22 protein-coding genes are annotated in these 24,657 nt (G+C 66.9%); 16 read left to right on the top strand and 6 right to left on the bottom strand.

Going from position 1 to position 24,657, the window contains the following annotated elements:
• Positions 1-116 precede the first annotated feature (116 nt).
• The 4 genes from ACTHLF_RS00110 to ACTHLF_RS00095 all read right to left on the bottom strand — a co-directional run bounded on the left by ACTHLF_RS00110 (position 117) and on the right by ACTHLF_RS00095 (position 4,364).
• Entirely contained in the window at positions 117-1,217 is a 1,101-nt protein-coding gene (locus tag ACTHLF_RS00110; protein WP_440323732.1) for a glutathionylspermidine synthase family protein, read from the bottom strand.
• A complete protein-coding gene (locus tag ACTHLF_RS00105) occupies positions 1,217-1,756 on the bottom strand; it encodes a hypothetical protein (protein ID WP_440323730.1) in 540 nt (179 codons plus the stop codon). The genes ACTHLF_RS00110 and ACTHLF_RS00105 overlap by 1 nt, the downstream gene beginning before the upstream one ends.
• A gap of 10 nt (positions 1,757-1,766) precedes the next feature.
• Positions 1,767-2,171, bottom strand: coding sequence for a DUF350 domain-containing protein (locus tag ACTHLF_RS00100; protein ID WP_440323728.1), 405 nt, complete (start codon positions 2,169-2,171; stop codon positions 1,767-1,769).
• Positions 2,172-2,264: 93 nt separating this feature from the next.
• Positions 2,265-4,364 (bottom strand): prolyl oligopeptidase family serine peptidase, encoded by a 2,100-nt coding sequence (locus tag ACTHLF_RS00095; RefSeq protein ID WP_440323726.1) that lies wholly within the window; start codon positions 4,362-4,364, stop codon positions 2,265-2,267.
• A 121-nt stretch (positions 4,365-4,485) separates the two neighbouring features.
• Here ACTHLF_RS00095 and ACTHLF_RS00090 point away from each other — a divergent pair, with 121 nt between their 5' ends.
• The 10 genes from ACTHLF_RS00090 (at position 4,486) to ACTHLF_RS00045 (ending at position 17,428) form a co-directional block, all read left to right on the top strand.
• Entirely contained in the window at positions 4,486-6,891 is a 2,406-nt protein-coding gene (locus ACTHLF_RS00090) for a prolyl oligopeptidase family serine peptidase (protein WP_440323724.1), read from the top strand.
• Positions 6,892-7,206: 315 nt separating this feature from the next.
• Positions 7,207-7,299, top strand: coding sequence for a K(+)-transporting ATPase subunit F (gene kdpF, locus ACTHLF_RS00085; RefSeq protein ID WP_440323722.1), 93 nt, complete (start codon positions 7,207-7,209; stop codon positions 7,297-7,299).
• Positions 7,296-9,017, top strand: coding sequence for a potassium-transporting ATPase subunit KdpA (kdpA, locus tag ACTHLF_RS00080; protein ID WP_440323720.1), 1,722 nt, complete (start codon positions 7,296-7,298; stop codon positions 9,015-9,017). The genes kdpF and kdpA overlap by 4 nt, the downstream gene beginning before the upstream one ends.
• 3 nt (positions 9,018-9,020) lie before the next feature.
• On the top strand, positions 9,021-11,096 hold the full coding sequence (gene kdpB, locus ACTHLF_RS00075) for a potassium-transporting ATPase subunit KdpB (RefSeq protein WP_440323718.1): 2,076 nt from the start codon (positions 9,021-9,023) through the stop codon (positions 11,094-11,096).
• Positions 11,097-11,110: 14 nt separating this feature from the next.
• Complete coding sequence (locus ACTHLF_RS00070; RefSeq protein WP_440323716.1) at positions 11,111-11,311, top strand: hypothetical protein; 201 nt, start codon at positions 11,111-11,113, stop codon at positions 11,309-11,311.
• Between the two features lie 54 nt (positions 11,312-11,365).
• Positions 11,366-12,784, top strand: a complete 1,419-nt coding sequence (locus ACTHLF_RS00065) for an outer membrane beta-barrel protein (RefSeq protein WP_440323714.1) — start codon at positions 11,366-11,368, stop codon at positions 12,782-12,784.
• Between the two features lie 11 nt (positions 12,785-12,795).
• A complete protein-coding gene (gene kdpC / locus ACTHLF_RS00060; protein ID WP_440323712.1) occupies positions 12,796-13,371 on the top strand; it encodes a potassium-transporting ATPase subunit KdpC in 576 nt (191 codons plus the stop codon).
• A gap of 154 nt (positions 13,372-13,525) precedes the next feature.
• Positions 13,526-16,183, top strand: a complete 2,658-nt coding sequence (locus ACTHLF_RS00055) for an ATP-binding protein (RefSeq protein WP_440323710.1) — start codon at positions 13,526-13,528, stop codon at positions 16,181-16,183.
• Complete coding sequence (locus tag ACTHLF_RS00050; RefSeq protein ID WP_440323708.1) at positions 16,180-16,878, top strand: response regulator; 699 nt, start codon at positions 16,180-16,182, stop codon at positions 16,876-16,878. The genes ACTHLF_RS00055 and ACTHLF_RS00050 overlap by 4 nt, the downstream gene beginning before the upstream one ends.
• A gap of 226 nt (positions 16,879-17,104) precedes the next feature.
• The gene (locus tag ACTHLF_RS00045; protein WP_440323706.1) at positions 17,105-17,428 is read left to right on the top strand and encodes a hypothetical protein; all 324 of its coding nucleotides are present in this window, start codon (positions 17,105-17,107) and stop codon (positions 17,426-17,428) included.
• Here ACTHLF_RS00045 and ACTHLF_RS00040 read toward each other — a convergent pair.
• On the bottom strand, positions 17,425-18,216 hold the full coding sequence (locus ACTHLF_RS00040; protein WP_440323704.1) for an AraC family transcriptional regulator: 792 nt from the start codon (positions 18,214-18,216) through the stop codon (positions 17,425-17,427). The two genes, ACTHLF_RS00045 and ACTHLF_RS00040, sit on opposite strands and share 4 nt — an antisense overlap.
• 145 nt (positions 18,217-18,361) lie before the next feature.
• Here ACTHLF_RS00040 and ACTHLF_RS00035 point away from each other — a divergent pair, with 145 nt between their 5' ends.
• From ACTHLF_RS00035 to ACTHLF_RS00015, 5 genes are all read left to right on the top strand, one after another.
• Positions 18,362-18,604, top strand: coding sequence for a hypothetical protein (locus tag ACTHLF_RS00035; protein ID WP_440323702.1), 243 nt, complete (start codon positions 18,362-18,364; stop codon positions 18,602-18,604).
• Positions 18,605-18,680: 76 nt separating this feature from the next.
• Positions 18,681-19,139 carry a MarR family winged helix-turn-helix transcriptional regulator gene (locus tag ACTHLF_RS00030; RefSeq protein ID WP_440323700.1) on the top strand — a complete coding sequence of 153 codons (459 nt, stop codon included), beginning with the start codon at positions 18,681-18,683 and terminating at the stop codon, positions 19,137-19,139.
• A 24-nt stretch (positions 19,140-19,163) separates the two neighbouring features.
• Positions 19,164-20,612 (top strand): efflux transporter outer membrane subunit, encoded by a 1,449-nt coding sequence (locus ACTHLF_RS00025; protein WP_440323698.1) that lies wholly within the window; start codon positions 19,164-19,166, stop codon positions 20,610-20,612.
• Positions 20,613-20,641: 29 nt separating this feature from the next.
• Positions 20,642-21,856 carry an efflux RND transporter periplasmic adaptor subunit gene (locus tag ACTHLF_RS00020; RefSeq protein ID WP_440323696.1) on the top strand — a complete coding sequence of 405 codons (1,215 nt, stop codon included), beginning with the start codon at positions 20,642-20,644 and terminating at the stop codon, positions 21,854-21,856.
• A gap of 12 nt (positions 21,857-21,868) precedes the next feature.
• Positions 21,869-23,395, top strand: a complete 1,527-nt coding sequence (locus tag ACTHLF_RS00015) for a DHA2 family efflux MFS transporter permease subunit (protein ID WP_440323694.1) — start codon at positions 21,869-21,871, stop codon at positions 23,393-23,395.
• A 153-nt stretch (positions 23,396-23,548) separates the two neighbouring features.
• Here ACTHLF_RS00015 and ACTHLF_RS00010 read toward each other — a convergent pair whose 3' ends face one another.
• The gene (locus ACTHLF_RS00010) at positions 23,549-24,082 is read right to left on the bottom strand and encodes an acyloxyacyl hydrolase (protein ID WP_440323692.1); all 534 of its coding nucleotides are present in this window, start codon (positions 24,080-24,082) and stop codon (positions 23,549-23,551) included.
• 246 nt (positions 24,083-24,328) lie between these two features.
• On the opposite strand from ACTHLF_RS00010, the gene ACTHLF_RS00005 reads away from it, so the two are divergent.
• A partial coding sequence (locus ACTHLF_RS00005) for a hypothetical protein (protein WP_440323690.1) occupies positions 24,329-24,657 on the top strand: 329 nt, incomplete at its 3' end.

Raw genomic sequence — 24,657 nt, 5'->3', positions numbered from 1 at the left:
AAGACGGGCCGCAAGGCATGTGATGCGGATACGTTAGGCGCGGCGTGGGTCGGCCGATTGCCGAAGCGCACGGCACGTTTCCAAATCACACGGTGGGTAACCCGCGCCGCGCGCCTTCAGCGGAACAGGTGCGGCACGAAGCAACTGGTGTTCCGGGTGATCCGGTCGTTGTCTTCGCGGATGCCGATACCGGCAGGCCGGTCGCCGACGATCCATGATCCGACCAGCGTGTGGCGGCCTTCGAACACGGGCAGCGGCGCCAGTTGCTGGTAGACGCGGTGTGGCGCGACGACCGCGCCCTGTCCCGCATCGAGGATGCTGATGCCCTCGCCTTCGCGGCCCCAGAACGGCTTGGCCACCGCAGGCCCCGCGACGTCCTCGCGCCGCAGGCTCGCCGGTAACAGGTTCGGGTGGTTCGGAAACCATTCCCACAGCAAGGGCAGGATCGCCTTGTTCGAAAGCAGCATCTTCCACGCGGGTTCGATGAAGCGCGTACGCAAGGGTGCGATGTGCGCGGAGAACGCCTCGTCGAGCATCCATTCCCACGGATACAGCTTGAACAGGCGATCGATCGGCCGGTCGGCCAGGTCGATGAAGGCACGGCCGTTCCAGCCGATCTCCTCGATATCCAGCGCCTGCACGTCGTGGCCGGCCTGCATGCAGGTATCGAGCAGGTAGTCCGTCGTGGTGCCGTCTTCGGGGTTGTCGTAGCACGCGGCGAAATGCACGCGGCCGCCCCCGCCGACGATCGGCCAGCGCTCGATCAGCTTTTCGTGGATCGAGTTGAACTGGTCGGCATCGGGGTAGCGGGCTTCCAGCCAGTACCACTGCACTACCGAGGCCTCGAACAGCGAGGTCGGCGTATCCGCGTTGTACTCGAGCAGTTTTGGCGGCGAGACGCCATCCCACGACAGGTCCATTCGCCCGTACAGCGAAGGCTCGCGATCGAACCAGCTGCGCTCGGCCAGGCTGGCCGCGTGGCTATCGATGCCCAGTGCCTCGTAGCGGCCGTCGCGGACGATGCGGTCGACGGCTTCGAGGCACAGTGCGTGGAGTTCGCCGGTGGCGGCTTCTACTTCATCGATGGCATCGGCTTCGAACACGTAGCACGCGTCTTCGCGCCAGTAAGGCTGGCCGTCGATGGTGTGGAAACCGAAACCGATGGCTTCGACCTCGGCCTGCCAGTCGCGGCGTGGGGTGATCGACTCACGCCGCATCAGCCACCCCGCGCGCCGACCCGGCCGTGCGCGCCGAAGCCGCCACGCGAGCCGAAGTCGAACCCGGTCGGGCCATGGCTGTTGAAGCCGCTCATGGTGCTTGTGCCAGCGCGGAACGTCCGCCCGGGGCCCGGATCGCCGGCCACGGTATTCGTGCGCCAGTCGCTGCGGTACCAGGGGCCGTAGTAGCGGTAGCCGCCACCGCCGTAGTGCCCGCTACCGCTGCCGCTCGTCGACTGCTCGTACGTGCACTGCCCGGTCACGTAATCCTGCTCGCAGTCTTCCTTGCTGTTGTAGCTGTTGCGCTGCACGTCGGTGCGCGGCCACGCGGCATAGCCGAACAGGCCCATGATGCCGACGACCACGGCGGCCGAGCGCATGCGCTTGCCGCGCTCGCCCAGGTTGAACAGTGGCTCGGTCTTGCCGTTCGGATAGAACGAGGGGTGCTTGTAGTTCGGCGGCAGGTTGAACTTCGCATCCGGCTTCTGCCCTTGCGCGCCCGGCTTGCGAACCAACGGCTTCTTGCCTTTGTTTGCCATGACCGCGGCCTCAGTAGGTCATGGCGGCGGCGTTGATCGCACCCACGCAGGTGGCGACCACGGCGACGAACAGCGCGACCGAGCACAGGTTCGCCTCGATCTTGGCGCGCAGGTCGCGCACGATCAGGCGAAGCACGAGGTGGGTCAGCAGCTGTACCACCCAGGCCACCAGGCCCCAGAGGGCGAGGTCCACCAGGCTGACGCTATGCGCGATGGCGCTGGTGAGCGGAAGCACGAAGCCGATGGCGGCACCGGCCAGGCTGATCGCCGCGGCCAGGTTGCCGGCACTGATCAGCGCCATTTCCCGCTGCGGCGTGATCCAGATGTAGCTGACGATGAAGGCGATGAAATAGAGGATGCCCAAGCCGAGGTAGGCCACGAAAGCGGGCAGGGTAAACAGATCCGAGATGAGCACGAACGCTTCCTTGTAAGAGGCGGCTCCCCATGGCCGCCCCGCCACTATAAGGCGAGGCGGCCGTTCCGTGCGTGAGAAAGCCGGACGTTCGCGTTACTCGCCGAGCCCAAGCTCGTTCGCGAAGAAGGTCATCGACAGTGCGGCGTTACCGACGCGCTGGCTGAAGGGCGCGCCGATGCCGTGGCCCGCGTTCATCCGGGTGAGCAGCAGGATCGGGTTACCCGAGCTCGATGCATCCTGCAGGGCGGCGGCGAACTTGCGCGACTGCCACGGGGCAACGCGCGGATCGTTGGCGCCGGTGGTGAACAGGACCGACGGATAGGCCGTGCCCTTCTTCACGTTGTACAGCGGGCCGTAGGCGCGCATGGCCTTCGCGATCTCCGGATCCTTCACCGAGCCGTATTCGCTGCGGTTGTACGGGCCATTGGCGAAGGCGGTTTCGTGGCGGGCGATGTCGTAGATGCCGACCATCGCGACCACGGCGCGGAACTGCTCCGGATGCTGGGTGAGCGATGCGCCCATCAGCAGGCCGCCATTGCTGCCGCCGAGGATGCCGAGGTGCTTCGTGTCGGTCCACTTCGTATCGACGAGCGCCTGCGACGCGGCGTAGAAATCATCGAACACGTTCTGCTTGCGCGTGCCCTGGCCCTGCTCGTGCCACTGCTCGCCGTATTCGTTGCCACCGCGGATGTTCGCGTAGGCGAGCACGCCGCCACGCTCCAGCCACGCCAGGTTCGGGCCGATGAAGGACGGCGTCACCGGGATATCGAAACCGCCGTAGCTGTACAGGATGGTCGGGCGCTTGCCGTTCGGCGTGATGCCGTCCATCGAGATCACGGTGACGGGGATCTTCGTGCCGTCCTTCGAGGTGCCATCGATGCGGGTGACGTGCACCTTCGAGTAGTCGGCGGCCGGCTTCACTTCGAACACCGTCTTCAGCGAGCCGCTGGTGCCGTCGTACTCGGCCCAGTGCGTGGGCGTCGTCCAGCCGCCATACGTGATCAGCGCCTTGTCCTGGCCCTTTTCAGCGGCGATGCCGCCGATGGTGATGCCGGTGGCCGGCAGCGGCAGGCGGCGGACGAAGCCTGCCTTGCTGTCGTACTGGTCGGCCCACCAGTCCGGACCGGCGCTGCGCACGACGATGAAGCCGTTTCCGATCGGGGTCACGCGCTGGATCGCGCCGTCGCCCTGGGCCAGCACATCGCTCTGCTTGCCGCTTGCGTCGAACGCGATCACCTTGCCGCGCGGCGCGCCGGCAAAGGTCACGACATAGAGGCGATCGCCGACCCAGTGCGCCGAGCGCACGTCGGCCTCGTGGCCCAGCACCTTCTTGAAGGCACCGTTGCCCTGGCGCAGGAACACTTCCGCCGGACCGCCATCGCCTTCGTTAGCGAGGAGGGCCGTGGCCTTGCCGCCCTCGCCTTCCAGCAGGATGTATTCGGCGATCGGCGAGTAGCCCTTGCCGAACACGACGGTGTCCTTGTCCTGGCCGTTCCCGATCACGTGGTGGGCCAGGTATGCGTCGAACTCGCGCAGCTCCTTGCCCTTGGCGGGCGCATCGAAGCGGGCGTAGGTCATGCCCTTCTCGTCCGCATCCCATGCCAGCGCCTGCGGCGTGGTGCCGCCACCTGCCCAGGCCAGGCTATCGGGCAGGGCCTTGCCGGTCTGGGTATCGAGGATGTGGATCGTGGTGAGCTCGCTGCCGCCTTCCGCGGTGCCGTAGGCCAGGTAACGGCCGCTCGGCGAGGGCCAGTACTCGGTGATGGCGGTGTTGCCGTCGCCCTTGTTGAGGTCGACCAGGGTGCGCACCGGGCCGTCCGGCCAGGCCTTGGCCACGAGCACCGGCTGCGGCTGCGGCGGGGTGTTCTCGAAATAGAACAGGGTGCCGCCAGCCAGTTCGGGCGAGGAGCGCGTGGTCGAGGTGATCGCCAGTTCGCGGATGCGCGCGCTCAGTTCCTTGCCGAGCGGCGCCTTGCCGATCGTGGCTTCGGTGTACGCGTTCTGCGCCTCGATCCACTGGGCGACGCCTTCGCCATCCGGGTTCTCGAGCCAGCGGTACGCATCCGGCCGCGGCTGGCCACCCAGGGTGTCGCTGACTTCGTGCTTCGGCGTGGGCGGCGGGTTGGTCGCGGCATGGGCGGAGAAGGCGGCGGCCAGGCTCAGGGCGAGCAGGCGGGGAACGATGGGACGCATGGGGCAACCTCGTGGGCGGGATCGCCCGAGCGTAGCAAACCCATGACGCCTGGCACCCCTGCCGCCAGTTGGGTAGCGGCAGCGGTTATCCTCGCCGCATTTGTCGCTGCCGGATTCACCCATGCGCACGCTCGCTACCGCCCTCCTCGCCGCCCTTGCCGCCACGCCGGCCCTCGCCGCGCCGCCGCCGGCGCTGGACATGGAGACGATCATGGCCGACCCGGACTGGATCGGGCAGGCGGTGGAGGACCCCTACTGGAGCATGGACGGCAGCCAGGTCTATTACTCGCTGAAGCGCGATGGCAGCCCGGTGCGCGACCTGTACCGCGTGCCGGCCGCCGGTGGCGCCGGGGTGAAGCTGGATCCCGCCGCCGTCGCGGCCGCCGACGGTACGAAGCTGGTCTTCGATCGCGAGCACCGCCACGCCGCGTTCATCCGCCACGGGGATGTGTTCCTGCGCGACCTTGGTAACGGCTCGACGGTGCAGGTCACGCGTTCGGCCAAATCCGAGACCTCGCCGCGTTTCTCCGCCGATGGCCGCCTGCTCACCTGGCGCGCGGGCGATGACTGGTTCGCCTATGCGACCTCGGGTGGCCCCGCCTGGCAGGCCGCCGTGGTCGAGGCGAAGGACGATCCGAAAAACGAGAAGAGCTCCGACCTGCAGGATCAGCAGCAAGCGCTGTTCTCGACCCTGCGCGGCCTGAAGGCGGACGAGAAGGCGCTCAAGGCGGACGCCGATGCGCTGGCCGCGGCCGATCCCGGCCATGCGCCGCAGGCGTTCTACCTCGGCAAGGATGTCGCCATCGTCGATACCTCGCTGTCGCCGGATGGCCGCTACATGCTGGTGGTGACGAAGGCGAAGGACGCCGACGCCGGCAAGATCGCCGACCTGACCCATTACGTGACCGACTCCGGTTATGCCGAGGCGGAGTCCACGCGCTCCTATGTCGGCCGCAACGATCCGGTGCCGCAGGCGCTGAAGCTGATCGACCTGCGCGGCCACGCGGTCTACAACCTCGATACCGCCAGCCTCCCCGGCATCCACGACGATCCGCTGGCCGCGATCCGCGCGAAGACCGTGGCGGCGCTGCGCAAGGAGGGCAAGGACGACCGCGCCGACGCGCTGGCCGCCCCGAAGACGCGCCCGGTCATCGTCAACGCCGAATACAGCCCGGGCATCGTCTGGAGCGACGACGGGCACGCCGTCGCCGTGCAGCTGACCTCGGTGGACAGCAAGGACCGCTGGATCGCCACGGTCGACTTCGACCACCACGCGCTCGTCAGCCAGCACCGCCTGAGCGACAAGGCCTGGATCAACTGGGACAACAACGATTTCGGCTGGCTGCGTGACGGCCGCACGCTGTGGTACCTGAGCGAGGAGACGGGCTACTCGCATCTCTACACCCGCGCACCGGGCGGCAAGGCCAGCGCGCTCACCTCGGGCCGTTTCGAAGTGGACCACCCGGTGCTCAGCGCGGACGGCAAGACCTTCTACGTCCGCAGCAACCAGGTGGCGCCGTACAGCTACGACGTCTACAAGGTCGCCGTGGGCGGGGGCGCGCTTGCCCGCGTGACGAATTACGAGAGCCTGGATGACTTCGCGCTTTCGCCGGATGACCGCCAGCTCGCGGTCCTGCACTCGTCGCCGTACGTCCCGTCGCAGCTTTCGACGATTAGCGTCGATGGCGGCTCACCGCGCGAACTCACCAACACGGTGAAACCCGGCTTCGCGGCGCATCCGTGGATCGCGCCGAAGATCGTGCAGGTGCCTTCGACCCACGGTGCCGGCGTCGTCTACGCGAAGTTCTACGGCCCTGCCGATGCCGCGCAGGCGGCATCGCGCCCCGCGGTCATCTTCGTGCATGGCGCGGGCTACCTGCAGAACGTCCACCTCTCCTACCCCTCGTACTTCCGCGAGCAGATGTTCCACAACCTGCTGGTGCAGCGCGGCTACGTGGTGCTCGACATGGATTACCGGGCGTCAAAGGGCTACGGCCGCGACTGGCGCACCGCCATCTACCGCAACATGGGCCATCCGGAGCTGGAAGACCTGCTCGACGGCAAGGCGTGGCTGGTGAAGAACCAGGGCGTGGACCCGAAGCGCGTGGGTATCTACGGTGGCAGCTATGGCGGCTTCATGACCCTGATGGCGCTGCTGCGCGCGCCGGGTGAGTTCGCCGCCGGTGCGGCACTGCGCCCCGTCACGGACTGGACCTCGTACAACCACGAGTACACCGCCGCCATCCTCAACGACCCGCAGCTCGACCCCGAGGCGTATGCCACCAGCTCGCCGATCCAGTACGCCGACAAGCTGCAGGATGCGCTGCTGATCGAGCACGGCCTGATCGACGATAACGTGCTGGCCAGCGATTCGATCCGCCTGTACCAGCGCTTCATCGAGCTGCACAAGAAGAACTTCTGGATGTCGCTGTACCCGATGGAGCGCCACGGCTTCGTCCACCCCGACTCCTGGCACGACGAATACCGCCGCATCGACGAGCTGTTCCACGACAAGCTCGGACAGTAACGCTCCAGCCGTAGGAGCCCACCCTGTGGGCGACATCTTTCGCGACGCCGCCGCAGGCCCCGTGGCTTTCCCGCGAACGGCGTCGCCCACAGGGTGGGCTCCTACGGCGCGCGGAAAAATTTACGCAGACGTTACGCACCCCGCGCACCCCCTTACACCGTAAATATCCACGAGAGCAAAAAATACCCACCGTCCTTTCATGACGGAACGCTCCCGTGGAATTCCTGTACGTCCTTCTCATCGTCGTGCTCACGGCGGTGACGATCGGCTTCCTGATGATCTGCGACCGCCTGGGTCGCCGGTAAGGGAGCCGCCATGTCGCTTATCCATATCCTGGCCGCCGTGATCGCGCTGGCCCTCTGCGGCTACCTGTGCGTCGCCCTGCTGAAGCCGGAGTGGTTCGAATGACCGCGAACGACTTCTTCCAGATCGGTCTGTTCCTTGCGGTCTTGCTGGCGCTGGTGAAACCCGTGGGCCAGTACATGGCCCTTGTCTTCGCCGACGCACCCAACCGCGTGACCCGCTTCGGTGCCCGCGCCGAGCGCGTGCTCTACCGCCTGGCCGGCATCCGCGCCGATGAAGACATGGGCTGGAAGCGCTACGCGCTGGCCATGCTGGTCTTTAACGTGGCCGGCCTGCTCGTCGTCTACCTGCTCCAGCGCACGCAGCAGTGGTTGCCGCTGAACCCGCAGCACCTTGGCGCCATTACGCCCGATTCGGCGATGAATACCGCGATCAGCTTCGCCAGCAACACCAACTGGCAGGGCTACGCCGGCGAATCGGCCATGAGCTACCTGACCCAGATGCTGGGCCTGGCCGTGCAGAACTTCCTCTCGGCGGCTACCGGCATCGCAGTGCTCGTCGCCGTGGTGCGTGGCTTTACCCGGCGCGGTGCCCGCGCCGTGGGTAACTTCTGGGTCGACATGACCCGCACCACGCTCTACGTGCTGGTGCCTTTCTCTATCGTGATCGCGCTGCTGTTGATCTCGCAGGGCGTCGTGCAGAGTTTCTCTCCTTACGTCGACGCCGCGACGCTCCAGCACGGCGCGCAGCAGATCCCGCTGGGCCCCGTGGCCTCGCAGGAGGCGATCAAGATGCTCGGCACCAACGGCGGCGGCTTCTTCAATGCCAACTCCGCGCACCCGTTCGAGAACCCGACGCCGTTCTCCAACTTCGTGGAAATGCTGTCGATCTTCCTCATCCCGGCGGCCCTTTGCTACACGTTCGGCAGCATGGTCGGTGACCGCCGCCAGGGTTGGGCGATCCTTGCGACCATGCTGCTCATTTTCGTGCCGCTCACCGTCGGCCTGGTGGCCGCCGAGCAGGCGGGTAATCCCGCCCTGCATGGGCTCGCCGTCGATGCACAGGCCTCGGCCATGCAGAGCGGTGGCAACATGGAAGGGAAGGAAACCCGCTTCGGTATCGTCTCGTCCGGCCTGTTCGCCGCGATCACGACCGCCGCCTCGTGCGGCGCAGTGAACGCGATGCACGATTCGCTCACCCCGCTGGGCGGCCTGGTGCCCATGTGGCTGATGCAGCTGGGTGAAGTGATCTTCGGCGGGGTCGGCTCGGGCCTGTACGGCATGCTCGCTTTCGCCGTGGTCGCGGTGTTCATCGCGGGGCTGATGGTTGGCCGCACGCCTGAATACCTCGGCAAGAAAATCGAAGCGCACGAGATGAAGATGGCCAGCCTGGCCGTGCTGATCCCCTGCGCCCTGGTGGTCATCGGCACCGCCATCGCGGTGATGTCGCCGGCGGGTAAGGAGGGTGTCGCCAACCCCGGCGCGCATGGCTTCAGCGAAATGCTGTACGCGGTGACCTCGGCAGCGAACAACAACGGCAGTGCGTTCGCCGGTCTCTCCGCGAACACGCCGTTCTGGAACGTCCTGCTCGGCATCTGCATGTTCCTGGCCCGCTTCCCGCTCGCCATCGCCATGCTCGCCATGGCCGGCTCGCTCGCCGCGAAGCGCCACGTACCACCCTCGGCCGGCACCCTGCCGACGCATACGCCGCTGTTCGTCACGCTGCTGGCCTGCGTCGTCATTGTCGTCGGCGCACTCACCTTCCTCCCCGCATTGGCCCTGGGGCCGATCGTCGAGCACCTCACCGCCGCCACGGGGCACTGATCCATGACTTCCCATGCCCATACCCCGCGCGGTTTTGATCGCGCGCTGGTGGCACGCGCCCTGCGTGACGCGTTCACCAAGCTCAACCCTCGCTTGCAGTTCCGTAACCCGGTGATGTTCGTCGTGTTTGTCTGCAGCGTGCTGACCACCCTGCTCTGGGTGCAGGCGCTGTTCGGCCACGGCGAGGCGCCCACGGGCTTTATCTTCCAGGTGTGCCTGTGGCTCTGGTTCACCCTGGTCTTCGCCAACTTTGCGGAAGCGCTAGCCGAAGGCCGCGGCAAGGCCCAGGCCGACGCCCTGCGGGGCTCGCGCCGTGACGTCGCGGCGAAGAAGCTCACCGCGCCGCAGCGCGACGCACAGATCATCTTCACGCCCTCGAGCGAACTGCGCACGGGCCACCACGTTCTGGTCGAGGCCGGCGATATCCTGCCGGGCGATGGCGAGATCGTGCTCGGCGCCGCCAGCGTCGACGAGAGCGCGATCACCGGTGAATCAGCGCCGGTGATCCGTGAGGCGGGTGGCGACCGCAGCGCCGTCACCGGCGGCACCCGCGTACTTTCCGACTGGCTCGTGGTGCGCATCACCAGCAATCCTGGCGAAAGCTTCCTCGACCGCATGATCGCGATGGTGGAAGGCGCTTCGCGGCGCAAGACGCCCAACGAAATCGCGCTGACCATCCTGCTGGCGAAGTTCACCCTGATCTTCCTGCTCGCGTGCTCCACGCTGCTGCCGTATTCGATCTACAGCGTCGAAGCGGCCGGCGCGGGCAACCCGATCACCCTGACGGTGCTGGTCGCCCTGCTGGTCTGCCTGATCCCGACCACGATCGGCGCCCTGCTCTCGGCAATCGGCATCGCCGGCATGGACCGGATGATCCGCGCCAACGTCATCGCTACGTCGGGCCGTGCGGTGGAAGCCGCGGGCGACGTCGACGTGCTGCTTCTGGACAAGACCGGCACGATCACGCTGGGCAATCGCCAGGCCGTCGCGTTCCACCCGGCGCCGGGCATCGAGGAGCGCGAGCTGGCGGAAGCGGCCGACCTGGCATCGCGTGCCGACGAAACGCCGGAAGGCCGCAGCATCGTCGCGCTGGCCGAGTCGAAGTTCAGCATCGCCGGCCGCTCCCGCCGCGAGGAAGCCCGCGCCGAGTTCGTGCCCTTCACCGCGCAGACCCGCATGAGCGGCGTGGACACCGGCACCCGCCACATCCGCAAGGGCGCGATCGACGCGGTCGAGCGCTACCTCGACAGCCAGGACAGCCACATGCCGCCGATGGTGAAGCGCATGGCGGAAGATGTGGCCCGCCGCGGCGCCACGCCGCTGATCGTGGTCGATGGCGCGCTGACCCTCGGCGTGGTCGAGCTCAAGGACATTGTGAAGGACGGCATCAAGGAGCGCTTCGCCGAGATGCGCCGCATGGGCATCCGCACCGTGATGATCACCGGCGACAACCCGCTCACCGCCGCGGCCATTGCCGCCGAAGCGGGCGTGGACGATTTCCTTGCCGAAGCCACGCCGGAAGCCAAGCTGAAGTACATCCGCGACATGCAGGCGGAGAACCGGCTGGTCGCGATGTGCGGCGATGGCACCAACGATGCGCCGGCACTCGCACAAGCCGACGTCGCCGTGGCGATGAACAGCGGCACCCAGGCGGCCAAGGAAGCCGGCAACATGGTGGACCTGGACTCGAACCCGACCAAGCTGATCGAGGTCGTGGCGATCGGCAAGCAGATGCTGATCACGCGCGGTGCGCTCACCACGTTCTCGATCTCCAACGACATCGCCAAGTACTTCGCGATCATCCCCGCGGCGTTCGCCAGCACCTACCCGGCGTTGAACGCGCTGAACGTCATGCACCTGGCCACGCCGCAGAGCGCGATCCTTTCCGCGGTGATCTTCAACGCGCTGATCATCATCTTCCTCATCCCGCTCGCGCTCAAAGGCGTCGCGTACCGCGCGCTCGGCGCCGCCGCCCTGCTTCGCCGCAACCTCTTGGTGTATGGCCTGGGCGGCGTCGTGGTCCCGTTCATCGGCATCAAGCTCATCGACATGTTGCTGGTCCTTTGCGGACTGGCCTGAACCGAGGTTCCCCCATGCATACCGTGAAACTCACCGTGCTTATCGACGATCCCGGCGACATCGACATGGAAGTGCGCCTGGTGGCGCCCGACACGGCTACTGCAACGACCGGCGCCGCGGTCACGCCGCTCAAACCGCGCGTGGTGGCCAGCACGACCGGCACGCGCGATGCGATTGCCGATGACTACGCTCTCGGCGGCTACGCCGGTATCTGATCCACCGCTCCCCACACACACTCACACAAGGCGTCCCGAGAGGGACGGTTCACGATGCGCACCACTCGCTATGCCTACCTTGCCGCCCTGCTCGCGGTTGCCCCGGTCTCCCAGGCGCTCGCCGCCAGCAGCGATGACTGCTCACAGGGCTTCACCAGCCGTTTCGCCGCGGCGTACCGCGAAGACGCCCAGCCAGCCGACCCCAACGCTGAGGCGCCGGCACGCCGTGCCATGCCGTCGCCGTTCCCGTCGCTCCCGTTCCCCTCGGCGGAATGGCAGCTCGGTGGCGTGGCCTACCCCATCGGCGTGCCCAATCTGAATTCACAGTATCCGCTGGAGCGCGCGTTGGCCTGCAACGCTCTTGGCCAGTGGATGAAGAGCCATCGCATCGAGGTATACGGCTGGCTCAATCCGTCCGTCAACGCCAGCAGCTCGGCGCATTCCAACTATCCGCTCTCGTACGCCACGCGGCCCAACCGTGTCGAGTTCAACCAGGCGCTGCTGCGCATCGAGCGCTTGCCGGATACGGTGCAGACGGACCATCTCGATTGGGGCTTCCATCTGGATAACCTGTATGGATACGACTACCACTACACGACGATGAAGGGCGTGCTGAGCAACCAGCTGCTGAACAATCCGCGTGCGGGCGAGGCGCTGAACGGCAAGACGTATGGGTACGATCCCATGCTGTTCTACGGGGAACTGTATATCCCCTGGGTGGCCGAAGGCATGGTGGTTCGTGTCGGCCGTTATCTTTCCCTGCCGGACATCGAAGCACAGTTCTCGCCCAACAATTACCTCGTCACGCACTCGGTGCTGTACACCGTGGACCCGTACACCCAGATGGGTGTGATGACGACGACCCGACTCAACCAGCAGTGGACGCTGCAGGTGGGTATCAACGGGGGCAACGACACGGCGCTGTGGAACCACAGTTCGCGGCCGACCCTGCAGGCCTGTGTTCGTTGGGTTTCCGCCGACAACAACGACATGCTGTACCCGTGCGTGAACAGCTTCAACAACTCGGACTACAACTACAATAATGTGCAGATGTACGTCACCACGTGGGGCCATCGTTTCACTGAGAACGTGCACATCCTCACCGAGGCCTATTACATGTACGGGCGGAACATCCCTGGCTTCGGTCCGGGTGGCGAGCCAGGCGTGGTCGCGTCTTCGCCCTTGCCTGGCAAGGCCGGCGAGTATGGCGTCGTGAATTACATCAACGTGGCGCTCGATGCGAAGAACATGTTCTCGTTCCGCAACGAGTGGTACAACGACCAGAAGGGCCAGCGCACCGGCTACGCCACGCGATATACCTCGCATACCCTGGGTATGACGCATTGGGTCAGTCCGGATCTCGAGATCCGCCCCGAGATCCGCTACGAGCGTTCGTACGATGTCGACGCGTACGACAAAGGTAACAAGGGTTACCAGCTCACCGCGCTCGTCGACGCCATCTGGCACTACTGAGGAACGCGGCCATGGGTACCCTGCTGCGCAATGCGCTTGTCCTGCTTCTCCTGCTGACCGCCGTGACCGGCATCGCGTATCCGGTCGTCGTCGGTGGCATCGGCCACCTGCTGTTCCCGCACCAGGCAGCGGGGAGCCTGATCGAGAAGGACGGGAAGGTGATCGGCTCGTCGCTGATCGGCCAGACCTTCACCGCACCCGGCTACTTCTGGGGCCGTCCGTCGGCGACGACGCCGGATCCATACAACGCCGGTGCCTCCAGCGGTTCCAACCAGGGCCCGTCGAACCCGGCGCTCACCGAGGCGGCGAAGCAGCGCATCGCCACGCTGCACGCGGCGGATCCGACCAACACCGCGCCGGTCCCGGTCGACCTGGTCACGGCCTCCGGCAGCGGCCTCGACCCGGAGATCAGCCCCGCAGCCGCGGAGTACCAGGTGGGGCGCGTTGCCAGCGCGCGGCACATGGACGCGGGAAAGGTGCGTGAGCTGGTCGCGGCGAATACGAAGGGGCGGCAGCTTGGCGTCCTGGGCGAGCCGCGGGTGAACGTGCTGGCGTTGAACCTGGCGCTGGACCAGGCCTCGCGGTAACCGCGCGTCCCGTAGGAGCCCACCCTGTGGGCGACATCTTTCGCGATAACGCTGCAGGTCCTGCGGCGCCTCTGCGAACGGCGTCGCCCACAGGGTGGGCTCCTACACCGGCCCTCTGCGCATTCCGCATCCCCCACCCTGTATCGTTCGCCCCATGACCGACTCCCGCGATGCGCGTGCCGATGCCCTGCTCAATGCCGTCAACGGCGAGGGTGGACAGCGCCTGAAGATCTTCCTTGGCGCGGCGCCGGGCGTGGGCAAGACCTACGCCATGCTCTCGGCCGCGCGCGACCTGCGCCGGCAGGGCGTGGATGTCGTGGTCGGCTTCGTGGAAACCCATGGCCGCGCGGAGACGACGGCCTTGCTCGAGGGCATGGAGGTGCTGCCGACGCGCACGGTGGCGTACGCCGGGCGCGACTTCCAGGAGTTCGACCTCGAGGCGGCGCTCGCGCGGAAGCCCGCCGTGCTGGTCGTCGACGAACTCCCGCACACGAACCTCCCCGGCGGTCGCCACGCCCGCCGCTGGCAGGACATCGCCGACCTGCTCGACGCCGGCATCGAGGTGTACACGGCGCTGAACGTGCAGCACCTCGAAAGCCTCAACGACCAGGTGCGCCGCATCACGAACGTCGCCGTGCGGGAAACGGTGCCGGATGCGTTCCTCGACCGCGCCCGCGATATCGTGCTGATCGACCTGCCGCCGCGCGAGCTGATCACGCGGCTGAAGCAAGGCAAGGTCTACGTGCCGGAAACGGCGGCCGTGGCGCTGGACGCGTTCTTCTCGCCGACCAACCTGGCCGCGTTGCGCGAACTCGCCGTGGAGACGGTCGCGCACCACGTGGACAGCGACCTGCGCGAGCACATGCTGGCCCGCGGCGGCGCGATGCCGGTGCGCCGGCGGACCATGGCGGCGATCGACGGCCACGCGCAGAGCGAATACCTCGTCCGCATGACCCGCCGGATCGCCGAGCGTCGCGGCGGCCCATGGAGCGTGTTGTTCGTCGATACCGGTAGCGTGGATGGCGAGCGCCGCGCGCGTGTCGATGCCGCCATGCGGCTTGCCCGCCGCCTGGGTGGTGAACCGGTGATCCTGCGCGGGCACGGCGTGGCTGATGAACTGCTCGCGTGGGCCGACCGCGAAGGCGTCGGCCAGATCGTCGTCGGCCGCACGCGCGAGCGGCCGATCGCGCGCCGCCTGGGTTTTTCGCTGACCCAGCAGTTGCTTCGGCGGGGGGCGCACCTCGAGCTCACCATCGTCGCCACGCCCGCCGAGCGGGCCCGCGCGCGCCATCGCCTGCGCATCGGCGATGTCGGCACGCGCAGGGAGTACGCGTTCGCCACGGCCGCGACGGCGATCGCCATGGCGCTGTCGTTCGTTGCTGACCGTTATCTCTCGGTCGCCAACCTCTCGCTGATCTTCCTCACGGCTGTGCTGATCGTCGCTGCGCGCACGCGCATGGCGGTCGCGGTGTATACGGCCATCCTCTGCTTCTTCGGCTACAACTTCTTCTTCGCACCGCCGCGCTACACGCTGGCGATCGCGAATGCCGATGACGTGCTGGCCGTGACGCTGTTCCTCGTCGCCGCCCTGGTGTGCAGCCGGCTGGCGACGCGCCTGGCGGGCCAGGTGCAATCGCTGCGTGCGGCGCAGGTCCGCGGCCGCGCGCTTGTCGCGCTGGGCCAGCAACTCGCTACGAGCGCCGACGCGGAAAGCATCCGCACCGCCGGCGCGCGTGCCCTCGCCCGTGCGCTCGATGTTGAAGTGGCCATGCTCGCCCGCGATGCCGGGGCGGATCTGCAGGTCGCCGCCTCCATGCCCGATGCGTTCGCGCTGTCGACCCAGGATCGTGCCGCCGCCGACTGGTGCGAGGCACACGCCGAACCCGCCGGCCGCTACACCGATACGCTCAACGGCGCGTCCTGCTGGATGTTGCCGCTCGGCACGGAGCAGCGCCGCGCTGGGGTCGCCGCGTTGCGCTTCCCGTTGAATGCGCGCGAGCCCGATGCCGACCGCCGCGGCCTTGCCCTCGCTATGGCCGAAGATATCGCCCTCGCCCTTGAGCGCGCCCGCCTCGCCGTGGAACTGGAGAGCGCCCGCGTCCAGGGGGAGACGGAGCGCCTGCGTAGCGCGCTGCTCTCATCGGTCTCGCACGACCTGCGTTCGCCGCTCGCCTCCATGATCGGTTCCGCGGGCACGTTGCTGAGCTACGAAGCGCAGCTGCCGGCGGAAGAACGCCACGAACTGCTGCAAGCCATCCTCGGCGAAGGCCAGCGCCTCGACCGCTATATCCAGAACCTCCTCGACATGACCCGGCTGGGCCACGGCACGCTCAAGCTCAACCGCGATTGGGTGGACGCCGGCGAGATCGTCGCGGCGGCTGTGTCGCGCCTGCGCAAGCTGTTCCCCGATACGCGCGTCGACGTGCACCTCCCGCACGACACCGTGCTGCTGCATGTGCATCCCGCGCTGATCGAGCAGGCCTTGTTCAACATCCTCGAAAACGCAGCCCGCTTCTCCCCGCCGGGTGAACCGGTACGCGTCATCGTGCGCACCGAAGCGGGCCGGCTGTTGGTCGACGTTGCCGATCGCGGCCCGGGCATTCCCGAAGAAGAGCGCTCACGGATCTTCGATATGTTCTATTCGGTATCGCGCGGTGACCGCGGCAAACAGGGCACGGGCCTGGGGCTGGCGATCTGTCGCGGCATGGTCGGCGCGCACGGCGGCAGCGTGGAGGCCTTGCCCCACGCCGGTCCAGGCACGACCATCCGGGTTTCGCTTCCGCTGCCGCCACCCCCTGAAGAAACCGCATGAACCCCGCCGCCCCGCGTGTCCTGGTGATCGATGACGAAGCGCAGATCCGGCGCTTCCTGGATATCGGCCTGCGCGCGGAGGGCTACCAGGTGGTGCTTGCTGCGACGGGTGCGGAAGGCCTGGGGCTGGCCGCGACGCAATCGCCCGATATCGTCGTGCTGGATATCGGCCTGCCCGACATGGAAGGCCATGACGTGCTGCGCGAACTGCGCACGTGGAGCCAGGTACCGGTGGTGATGCTCTCGGTCCGTGACGCGGAAACCGAAAAGGTGAAGGCGCTGGATACCGGCGCCAACGACTACGTGACCAAGCCGTTCGGCATCCAGGAGCTGATGGCGCGCCTGCGCGTGCTGTTACGGCAGAGCGCGAAGGCCGGCCAGCCGGAAGCGCCCGTGCGTTACGACGATGGTGCGCTCGTGGTCGACCTGCCGCGCCGCGAGGTCTTCCTCGATGGCGCCCCCGTGGCGCTCACGCGCAAGGAGTTCACAGTGCTCGCCATGCTCGTGCGCCATCCCGGCCGCGTCGTCAGCCAGCAGCAGATCCTGCGCGATATCTGGGGCCCCACCCACGTGCAGGACACGCACTACCTGCGCATCGTGATGGGCAAGCTGCGCCAGAAGCTAGGCGATGACGCGACCACCCCGCGCTGGCTGAAGACCGAGCCAGGCGTGGGCTACCGCTTCCCCGCCTCGTAGGAGCCCACCCTGTGGGCGACGCCGTTCGCGAAAAAGCCACACACCTTGTAGGGACGCCGCGGAAGATGTCGCCCACAGGGTGGGCTCCTACGGCACGGCATCGTGCGCAAGATCCGTGAGGGCGGTCACACGTGCCGAGATTGGCCAGATTTCTCAGAATAGTCTGATTCCATTCGCTCCCCGGGAACCGCAGGCTCGTTGGCCCAGTGTCCCCCGGAGCCCGATCATGCGCCGTTTCACCGCCCTTCTTCTCAGCGCCTGCGCCGCGCCTGCCTTTGCCGCCACGGCGTGCACCGATGAGCGTTACGTATTCGGCAACCATCGCTTTCCGTCGCACGAGGAGGCGCTCGCCGAATGCACGCGCGACGAAGCGGAAATGACCAATGCGGAAACCGGAAACTACGAACGTGGCGGCGGTTGCCGCGATATCGGCGAGACCGGCCAGCACGACGGCTGGACCTATGGCCGCGTGGCCGTCGACGTCGTCGCGCGCGACAGCGGCGAGCCCTACACCTTCGAGGGCCTGTGGATGTGCAAGCCCGCGCTTTAAACCGCGGCCGCCTGGCGCGACAGGTAGCGCCCCGGCGTATCGCCGAACGCCTTGCGGAACATCGCCACGAACGCGCTCGGCGTGGCGTAGCCGAGTGAATCGGCGATGGTCGCCACCGTTTCACCCTCGGCCAGGCGTTCCAGCGCGCGCGTCAGCCGTGCGGTCTGCCGCCACTGCGCAACGCTGCACTGGGTTTCCTCGCGGAACAGCCGGGTGAGGGTGCGCACCGACAGCCCCGCCCAGTTCGCCCAGTCCTCGATGCTGCGGGTGTCTTCGGGATGTTCGACCATCGCCATGGCCACCCGGCGCAACCGCCGGTCGCTGGGCATCGGCAGGTGCATGCGTTCCACCGGGGCATGGCGGATTTCATCCAGCAGCACGGCGAGCAAGCGCTCCTGCTCCGGCGATCGGGCGCCATCCGGCGTCCAGGTCGCCGCGCGCTTCACCACCGCACGGAACACGTCGTCGACGCCGACCACGCAGGCGTGGTCGGGCAGGCCCCTCGATGCCTCGGGCGAGACGAACACACCCCACGCCCGGCTGGGGCCCGAGATGCTCACGGTGTGCAGGAGGCCGGGTGGCATCCAGCCCGCGCGATGGGGTGGCAGGAGGTAGGTGCCGCGATCGGTGCGGGTGACGATAAGGCCTTGCTCTACATAGAAAAACTGGCCGCGCACGTGCTGGTGCCAGTCGATCTCGTGCAGCGCGGAGTCGCGCTCCATCGCATAGGCGAGCAAGGGCGGGCCATCGGCCCGATCAAACACCTCGTGGAACGATTCTTTTTCCATTTTGGCCGGATCTCGACACTAATTGGCCCGATAACGATATCAGGCCGATAGGGTCCATGTATAACATTTGCATCCCCAAGTAATTGTCCCGCGCGCGGCATCCGCCGACAGCCCGTGCAGGGGACACCGACGCCGGAGGCCCCCCATGATCCGCCTCGTCACCACCGACTTTTCCGAACTCCACGAGGACAGCGCCGCAGGCGAAGCCCTCGTCACCTTCGTCGCCTGCGCCCATTCGATGCTCGATCCGACCACGCCGGAAGAGCTGCGGCGCCGCCTGGAGCCACGTCTCCTGGCCCAGCTGCCGACCCTCCGGGCGCTCGGCGTGTTCGATCTGTTCGCCGTCCGCAACCCCGCCCTGGCAGCCCTCCTGGACGACGAGGAGTAGAAACGCCAAGCCGAGAATATATGACACAGGTATATTTGCCTTGACAATTAAACGTCAGGCAATAGAATCTGCGTCCATGAATACGAACCTGTGCGCTTCCCCGGATGGCCGCGATAGCCTCGGCGCCCTCATCGGCATGGTCCGCGGCGAAATCGTGCGGGCTATCGAGGCCGACCTCGCCGCGCTGGGAGCGGACCTCAAGTTCACCCAGTTCCACGTGCTCAAGCGCCTCGCCAACCTGGGCCCGATGACGGCCACCGAGCTGGCGCGCGCCGTGGACCTGGATGGCGGTGCCATGACCCGCCAGCTGGACCAGCTGGAAGCCAAGGGCTACCTGCGTCGCCAGCCGCACGAGCAGGACCGCCGCGCGCTGCGCATCGAGCTCACCGAGGCGGGCCACGCGCTGTGGCGCCACCTGCACGAAAGCAATGTCGCCACGCTCGAGCGCGCGCAGAAGGATCTGTCGCCGGAAGAGCGAAGCCAGCTACTCGATTACCTGCAGCGCGTGCTTTGCGTGCTGCGCGACAAGAACTGATCTAAAAAACCTGAGGCAAAACGCATGCGTCTGCACACTCTCGTGGCGGCCATCGGTGCCGCCTTCGTCCTTTCCGGCTGTGTCACCAGCCGCGGACTGGAAACGCAGGGCCACCTGACCGACCCGGCCACCCTCCACGCCGAGCAGAGCCTCGGCCGCGGCGACGCCAGCCCGTCGGCGTGGCCGGCCGCTGACTGGTGGACGGGGCTGGGCGATGCCCGCCTTTCCGCGCTGATCGACGAAGCCCTGAAGGACAGCCCGAACCTCGCCATCGCGGATGCCCGCGTGCGCCAGGCCCAGGCCCAGGCCGGCAGCGCCGACGCGAACCGCGATCCCACCTTCAACGTGGGTGGCGGCGTCGCCGGCGCGCACCTGCCGCAGGGCCTGGTCGGCAACGAGCTCGGCCACTTCAGCTGGACGAAGTACGGCTACGGCAACTTCAACTGGGATCTCGACCTGTGGGGCGGCAAGCGCGATGCGTTCGAAGCAGCCGTGGGATCGCAGCGCGCGGCGGAAGTCGATGCCCGCGCCGCGCGCATCGAGATTTCCACCAACGTCGCCCGTGCCTACGTGCAGCTCGGCTACGCCTTCGACCAGATGGATGTCGCGAAGGCCGAACTCGACCGCAGCCGCACCTCGCGTGACCTGACGAAGCAGCGCGTCGCCGCCGGCGTCGACAACCAGATGCAGGTGAAGCAGGCCGATACGGAAGTCGCCTCCGCCGAACGCGAGATGGCCGTGGCGCAGCGCGCGATCGATACCTCGCGCACCCAGCTCGCCATGCTGCTGGGCAAGGGCCCGGATCGTGGCCTGGCGATCGAGCGCCCGACCACGCTCACACCGTCCGCCGTCGCGGTGCCCGCCAACGTGCCCGCCGACCTGCTCGGCCACCGCGCCGATCTCGTCGCCGCGCGCTGGCGCGTCGAAGCCGCCTCGAAGGACATCGATTCGGCGAAGAAGGAGTTCCTGCCCAACGTCACGCTCGGCGTCCTCGCCGCGCAGGTCGCGGGTGGGTCGAGCAACCTGTTCTCGTCGGCCGCGCGCTTCTGGCAGGTGCTGCCGGCGATCAGCCTGCCGATCTACGACGGCGGCCGCCGCCGCGCCAACCTGGCCGGCAAGGATGCGCAGTACGACCTGGCCGTCGCGCAGTACAACCAGACCCTGGTGGGCGCGGTGAACGAAGTGGCCGATGACCTCGCCGGCCTGGATGCGCTGAACGCGCAAATGCAGGCCCAGCAGCGCGCGCACGATGCCGCGCAGCAGGCGTACGACCTCTCGCAGCAGCGCTACAAGGCCGGTGTCGGCAGCTACCTCGAATCGCTCGTGGTGCGCCAGCAGCTGCTCCAGGCCGCGCAGCGCCTCGTGTCGCTGCGCGCCGAACAGGTCGATACCTCGGTACAGCTTATCCAGGCGCTTGGTGGCGGCTTCCGCCCCGAAGCCGGCGACCAGCCGGTCGCCGACGCCACCCGCTAAGAACACACACACTTTCCAAGGCACACACCATGTCACAAGAAACCACCGCACCGACCGGCGCCACCGTGGCGCCACCGCCGAAGAGCCGTCGTGGGTTCTTCCTGAAGCTGCTCGTCCTCCTCATCGTCCTCGCCGCCATCGCATGGACGGTGTGGTACTTCGTGGACGGCCGCTGGTATGAAGATACCGACGATGCATACGTCAACGGTAACGTCGTGCAGATCACCCCGCAGATCGCCGGTACGGTCACCTCGATCGGCGCCGATGATGGCGACCTCGTCCACCAGGGCGACGTGCTGGTGAAGCTCGACCCGAGCGACGCCGAAGTGGCCCTGGAAAGCGCGCGCGCCAACCTCGCCACCACCGTGCGCCGCGTGCGCGGCCTGTACAACAACGTGACCTCGGCGCAGGCCGATGTCTCGGTGCGCCAGACCGCCGTGGATCGCGCGCGCCAGGATTACAACCGCCGTCGTGACCTCGCGAAGAGCGGCGCCATCTCGGCCGAAGAACTCTCGCACGCCCTCGATACGCTGACCTCGGCCGAAAGCAGCCTCGCTTCGGCGAAGCAGTCGTACAGCAGCAGCAAGGTGCTGGTCGATGACACCGTCGTCGCCTCGCACCCGGATGTGCGCGCCGCCGCCGCCAAGCTGCGCTCGGCCTACCTCGACTTCGTGCGCTCCACACTCGTCGCCCCGACCGATGGCTACGTCGCCAAGCGCAGCGTGCAGGTCGGCCAGCGCGTCCAGCCGGGTGCCGCCCTGATGGCGGTCGTGCCGCTCCACGAGGTGTGGATCGACGCGAACTTCAAGGAAACGCAGCTCACCCACATGCGCATCGGTCAGCCCGTCGACGTCACCGCCGACGTGTACGGCAGCGGCACGGTCTACAAGGCCAAGATCCGCAGCCTCGGCGTGGGCAGCGGCAGTGCGTTCTCGATCCTGCCGGCGCAGAACGCTACCGGTAACTGGATCAAGATCGTCCAGCGCGTGCCGGTCCGCGTCGTGTTCACCGAGCCGAAGCAGCTCGATGAGAAGCCGCTGCGCCTTGGCCTTTCGACCAAGGTCACCGTCTCGCTGCATGACCAGAACGGTCCGCTGCTCGCCCAGCAGGCACCGACCAAGCCGGAATTCTCGACCAACGTGTATGACAAGCAGCTCGCCGATGCCGACAAGGACATCGCCCGCGTCATCCACGAGAACGCGTCGGCCGGCGACGGTGCCGAGCAGCAGAAGGCACCGAAGTAAGGAGCCCGCTCCATGAATACGCCATTCCGGCCACCGAACCTGGCGTTGTCCACGGTCGGTCTGTCGCTCGCCACGTTCATGCAGGTGCTTGATACCACCATTGCGAACGTGTCGCTGCCGACGATCGCGGGCAACCTCGGCGTCAGTTCCAACCAGAGCACGTGGGTGATCACGTCGTTCGCAGTGAGCAACGCCATCGCGTTGCCGCTGACCGGCTTCCTCACCCGCCGCTTCGGCGAAACCAAGCTGTTCGTGTGGGCCACGCTGCTGTTCTCGCTGGCCTCGTTCCTGTGCGGTATCGCGCAGAGCATGAGCATGCTCATCCTGTTCCGCGCCATCCAGGGCGCGGTCGCAGGCCCGATGTACCCGATCACGCAGTCGCTGCTGATCTCGATCTATCCACCGGCGAAACGCGGCATGGCGCTGGCGTTGCTGGCGATGGTCACCGTCGTCGCGCCCATCGCGGGCCCGATCCTCGGCGGCTGGATCACCGACAACTACACCTGGCCGTGGATCTTCTTCATCAACGTGCCGATCGGCATCTTCGCGTCCATGGTGGTCGCGAACCAGATGAAGGGCCGCCCGGAGGTCACCGAGAAGCCCAAGGTCGATTACATGGGCCTGATCACGCTGATCATCGGCGTGGGCGCGCTGCAGGTGGTGCTCGACAAGGGCAATGACGAGGACTGGTTCAACTCGCCGTTCATCGTCGTCACCGCGATCATCGCCGCGATCGGCCTGGCCGTGTTCCTGATCTGGGAGCTCACCGACAAGGATCCGATCGTCAACCTGAAGCTGTTCCGGCACCGGAACTTCCGCATGGGCACGTTGTGTCTCGTGCTGGCCTACGCGGCGTTCTTCGCCATCGGCCTGCTCGTGCCGCAGTGGCTGCAACGCAACGTGGGTTACACCTCCACGTGGGCGGGCTTCGCATCGGCACCACTCGGCATCCTGCCGGTGATCCTCACGCCGTTCGTGGGCCGGTATGCGCACAAGTTCGACCTGCGCATCCTGGCAAGCGGCGCGTTCATCGTGATGGGTGCCACGTGCTTCCTGCGATCGGACTTCTACCTCGAGGTGGACTTCTACCACGTGGCGATGGTGCAGCTGATCCAGGGCCTCGGCGTAGCGTTGTTCTTCATGCCGGTGCTGTCGATCCTGCTCTCGGACCTGCAGCCGAACGAGATCGCGGCGGGCTCGGGCCTGGCGACGTTCCTGCGTACGCTGGGTGGTAGCTTCGCGGCCTCGCTCACCACGTTCCTTTGGGATCACCGCGCGATCGTCCACCACGAGCGCCTGGCGGAAAACATCACGCCCTACAACCAGGGCGCGCAGGCGGCGCTCACCCAGATCGGCCACGGCGACAGCACCTACGCCGCGGCCTCGGTGAACCAGATGATCACGCAGCAGGCCTACCAGGTCTCGTTCAACGAAGTGTTCTACCTGCTCGGCTTCGTGTTCATGGCGCTGATCTTCGTGGTGTGGCTGGCGAAGCCGCCGTTTGCCGCGAAGGCGGGGCCGGCGGCTTCGGGGCACTGAGTCCCCGCCAAAAAGAAAAAGGCCCGGCATGAACTGCCGGGCCTTTTCTTTTCGTAGGAGCCCACCCTGTGGGCGACGCCGTTCGCGAAAAAGCCACGGAGTCTGGGGCGGCATCGCGAAACATGTCGCCCACAGGGTGGGCTCCTACACGGGTCAGATATCAAACCCAAGACCAATCAAAGCCATCGTCTCACCGCGGTTCGGCTCCTTGAAGCTGCCGTTCGAGATGTGCCGGACCTGGAAGCTGATGTTCTTCCACTGCCAGCCCAGCGTGCTGACGAACTGATAGCTCGACGACAGGGCCTGGGTGTGGCCACCGGCCGTACCGGCCACCTGGAAGCTGAAGAAGAACGGGTGGAACCAGTCGCCATCCACGCCGTAATGCAGGCGGGCACCGGCGGCGCCGATCCACACGTTGTTGGTCACGCCGGGATTCGAATTGGCGTAGCGGCCGACATCGCGGCCCTTGATGTAGCCGATCGACACATCGGGGGACCAGGTGAAGCGGCTGGCGCCGATCTGGTAGGGATTGAACACCGACTCGATGAAGAAGGCATTCGTGGGGTGGCTATCCATGTAGCTGCGGCCACCCTGGACCTCGATATGGGTCTCCGCGGCGGCGGGCAGGGCGGTTGCGGAAAGTGACAGGGCGGCGAGGACGCCAAGGACGACGCGGGACGAGCGCATGGGGGAACGGGTCCTTATAGTGGGACGTTTCTATGGAGCGAATTTTAGAACTCGATCGTTCGGTAAATAGTGTTGAGTGGGCGTGAAAAAAGGGGGTAGGGAAAGGATATTTCTGCCGAATATCCGCAGGATTGCATTGGCGTGTTTCAGGCATGCCGTCTCAAGCACACGCCCGGCTCGCCGATAAAGGCCATGGGCTGCGTTTCGGCAGCCTTTCCAACGGGCAAGGGCGAGGCTGAGACGGACGTGACGGGGGCGTTGGACAAGGGAGCGACCAGGCTGCGCGCGCGCCGGATCCGTCTTGCGCTCTGGCTTGCCGCCGCCGCGTTGTCCGTCGGCGTGGTCGCGATCGTCGGCCACATGCAGTTCGATGCCTACCGGCGCATGCTCGGCTCGGCCCAGCGGCAGATCGCCGGCGCCTCCTCCGGGGTCATCCGCACGCTCGACCAGGACATCGATGCCAGCCTTGGCCCGCTGCTGGCCCTGCGCATCGGCGTAACGAGCGCGGACCCGGGCCCGTTGCAGACGGCGCTTGCCGAGGTGCACGCACGGCACCCTGAGCTGGGCAACCTCGT

The organism is Luteibacter sp. (genome assembly GCF_051958795.1).
Taxonomy (GTDB): domain Bacteria; phylum Pseudomonadota; class Gammaproteobacteria; order Xanthomonadales; family Rhodanobacteraceae; genus Luteibacter.
This window is presented reverse-complemented; position numbering and strand designations above follow the sequence as displayed.

What these genes read in the sequence shown, in the direction of transcription:
- kdpA (WP_440323720.1), top strand. Translation starts at nt 7,296, where the DNA reads ATGACCGCGAACGACTTCTTCCAGATCGGTCTGTTCCTTGCGGTCTTG.
- ACTHLF_RS00015 (WP_440323694.1), top strand. Translation starts at nt 21,869, where the DNA reads ATGAATACGCCATTCCGGCCACCGAACCTGGCGTTGTCCACGGTCGGT.
- ACTHLF_RS00035 (WP_440323702.1), top strand. Translation starts at nt 18,362, where the DNA reads ATGATCCGCCTCGTCACCACCGACTTTTCCGAACTCCACGAGGACAGC.
- ACTHLF_RS00090 (WP_440323724.1), top strand. Translation starts at nt 4,486, where the DNA reads ATGCGCACGCTCGCTACCGCCCTCCTCGCCGCCCTTGCCGCCACGCCG.
- ACTHLF_RS00025 (WP_440323698.1), top strand. Translation starts at nt 19,164, where the DNA reads ATGCGTCTGCACACTCTCGTGGCGGCCATCGGTGCCGCCTTCGTCCTT.
- kdpC (WP_440323712.1), top strand. Translation starts at nt 12,796, where the DNA reads ATGGGTACCCTGCTGCGCAATGCGCTTGTCCTGCTTCTCCTGCTGACC.
- kdpB (WP_440323718.1), top strand. Translation starts at nt 9,021, where the DNA reads ATGACTTCCCATGCCCATACCCCGCGCGGTTTTGATCGCGCGCTGGTG.
- ACTHLF_RS00065 (WP_440323714.1), top strand. Translation starts at nt 11,366, where the DNA reads ATGCGCACCACTCGCTATGCCTACCTTGCCGCCCTGCTCGCGGTTGCC.
- ACTHLF_RS00070 (WP_440323716.1), top strand. Translation starts at nt 11,111, where the DNA reads ATGCATACCGTGAAACTCACCGTGCTTATCGACGATCCCGGCGACATC.
- ACTHLF_RS00110 (WP_440323732.1), bottom strand. Translation starts at nt 1,217, where the DNA reads ATGCGGCGTGAGTCGATCACCCCACGCCGCGACTGGCAGGCCGAGGTC.
- ACTHLF_RS00055 (WP_440323710.1), top strand. Translation starts at nt 13,526, where the DNA reads ATGACCGACTCCCGCGATGCGCGTGCCGATGCCCTGCTCAATGCCGTC.
- ACTHLF_RS00020 (WP_440323696.1), top strand. Translation starts at nt 20,642, where the DNA reads ATGTCACAAGAAACCACCGCACCGACCGGCGCCACCGTGGCGCCACCG.
- ACTHLF_RS00040 (WP_440323704.1), bottom strand. Translation starts at nt 18,216, where the DNA reads ATGGAAAAAGAATCGTTCCACGAGGTGTTTGATCGGGCCGATGGCCCG.
- ACTHLF_RS00105 (WP_440323730.1), bottom strand. Translation starts at nt 1,756, where the DNA reads ATGGCAAACAAAGGCAAGAAGCCGTTGGTTCGCAAGCCGGGCGCGCAA.
- ACTHLF_RS00030 (WP_440323700.1), top strand. Translation starts at nt 18,681, where the DNA reads ATGAATACGAACCTGTGCGCTTCCCCGGATGGCCGCGATAGCCTCGGC.
- ACTHLF_RS00010 (WP_440323692.1), bottom strand. Translation starts at nt 24,082, where the DNA reads ATGCGCTCGTCCCGCGTCGTCCTTGGCGTCCTCGCCGCCCTGTCACTT.
- kdpF (WP_440323722.1), top strand. Translation starts at nt 7,207, where the DNA reads ATGTCGCTTATCCATATCCTGGCCGCCGTGATCGCGCTGGCCCTCTGC.
- ACTHLF_RS00045 (WP_440323706.1), top strand. Translation starts at nt 17,105, where the DNA reads ATGCGCCGTTTCACCGCCCTTCTTCTCAGCGCCTGCGCCGCGCCTGCC.
- ACTHLF_RS00095 (WP_440323726.1), bottom strand. Translation starts at nt 4,364, where the DNA reads ATGCGTCCCATCGTTCCCCGCCTGCTCGCCCTGAGCCTGGCCGCCGCC.
- ACTHLF_RS00050 (WP_440323708.1), top strand. Translation starts at nt 16,180, where the DNA reads ATGAACCCCGCCGCCCCGCGTGTCCTGGTGATCGATGACGAAGCGCAG.